The sequence below is a fragment of the Lysinibacillus sp. NPDC059133 genome (assembly GCF_042755925.1).
In the GTDB taxonomy this organism is placed as follows: Bacteria; Bacillota; Bacilli; order Bacillales_A; family Planococcaceae; genus Lysinibacillus.
Window position 1 is genome coordinate 1 of sequence record NZ_JBHZDH010000021.1, and the last position, 1,637, is coordinate 1,637.

The window sequence follows — 1,637 nt, forward strand, 5'->3', positions numbered from 1 at the left end:
TTTGCGCGAAAGCGAAGCGGCAGCAAAAGGGTTTCATTCTGTGCGAAAGCGTAGTGCAACGAAGCGACAGCAACAGCACCGATGTTGGTCACGAAGGCGTTATCACAGGATGTGATGCTTTTAGCCTTCGTTCCTCTATCGCTGATCCCCGAGGAGTCGCCCAGTCTCCACTTCAATCAACTTATTCTCAAGGAGTATCTTTTAACAAATGTCATCCTAACTTTAGTGATGAAACAATAAAATGTAAGGTGAAACGAGTAAGTTTAAAAGATTCTTTTTGTTTGACTTTGAATTCCTTTATTCTGTAGGAAGAAAATTATTGTCAATAAGAAGAAACTTCGACAAAGAAAAAGTATTGGGTATCATAATGCCATTTCCTTCATACTATGTTATAAATCAAGCCCTGAATGGAGGGAAGGCTATCAACATTTTAGATAAAGTGAAAAGCTATCGCGAAGAAGAAAATCGGCTAAAGTGGGAAGGTACATTTGCAGATTACTTAAACATCATCAAGGAAAGACCTGAAGTTGCTCAAACAGCCCATTCACGCGTCTACAATATGGTAAAAAATGCTGGTGTAGAGGAACGCGATGGGCAAAAAATGTATGAATTTTTTGGGCAAGAAATTTTTGGGCTTGAAACAGCAATTGAAAGACTGGTGGAGGAATATTTCCATCCAGCAGCACGAAGATTGGATGTTAGAAAACGTATTTTGTTATTAATGGGACCAGTAAGTGGTGGTAAATCAACAATAGTGACCTTGTTGAAGCGCGGACTTGAGCAATTTTCGCGAACAGATGAAGGCGCAGTTTTCGCAATTAAAGGATGTCCAATGCATGAAGATCCTCTACATTTAATTCCACATCATTTGCGTAATGAATTTTACGAGGAGTATGGTATACGAATTGAAGGAAGTTTATCGCCTTTAAATACGATGCGTCTTGAAAAAGAGTACGATGGACGCATTGAAAATGTGATGATTGAACGTATTACTTTTTCTGAAGACAAACGTGTGGGCATAGGTACATTTACGCCATCAGATCCAAAATCGCAAGATATTGCTGATTTAACAGGTAGTATCGATTTTTCAACAATTGGAGAATTTGGTTCAGAATCTGACCCTCGCGCTTATCGTTTTGACGGTGAGCTAAATAAGGCAAACAGAGGTATGATGGAATTCCAAGAAATGTTAAAGCTTGATGAAAAATTCTTGTGGAATTTATTGTCTTTAACGCAGGAAGGTAATTTTAAAGCAGGTCGATTTGCATTAATTAGTGCAGATGAGTTAATTGTTGCGCATACAAACGAAACGGAGTATCGCTCATTTATTTCAAATAAAAAGAATGAAGCATTACATTCACGTATTATTGTGATGCCGATTCCGTATAACTTAAGAGTTAGTCAGGAAGAATTGATTTACGAAAAAATGATTAAAGAAAGCGATATGTCACATGTTCATATTGCGCCACATGCATTAAAGGCCGCAGCAATCTTTTCGGTTCTAACAAGACTGGAAGTACCGAAAAAACAAGGTGTGGATCTTATTAAAAAAATGCGACTGTACGACGGAGAAAATGTGGAGGGATTTAATTCCGTTGACTTAGAGGAGCTGAAAAAAGAGTTTCCTAATGAAGGCA

At 38.1% G+C, this 1,637-nt stretch carries 1 protein-coding gene and 1 pseudogene; both read left to right on the top strand.

The window, feature by feature from the left end; genetic code table 11:
• Positions 1–308 (top strand): hypothetical protein (locus tag ACFXN8_RS12895; RefSeq protein ID WP_386845552.1); only part of this gene is annotated, 308 nt, incomplete at its 5' end.
• Between the two features lie 113 nt (positions 309–421).
• A pseudogene (locus ACFXN8_RS12900) lies at positions 422–1,637 on the top strand (protein prkA); the annotation flags it as partial.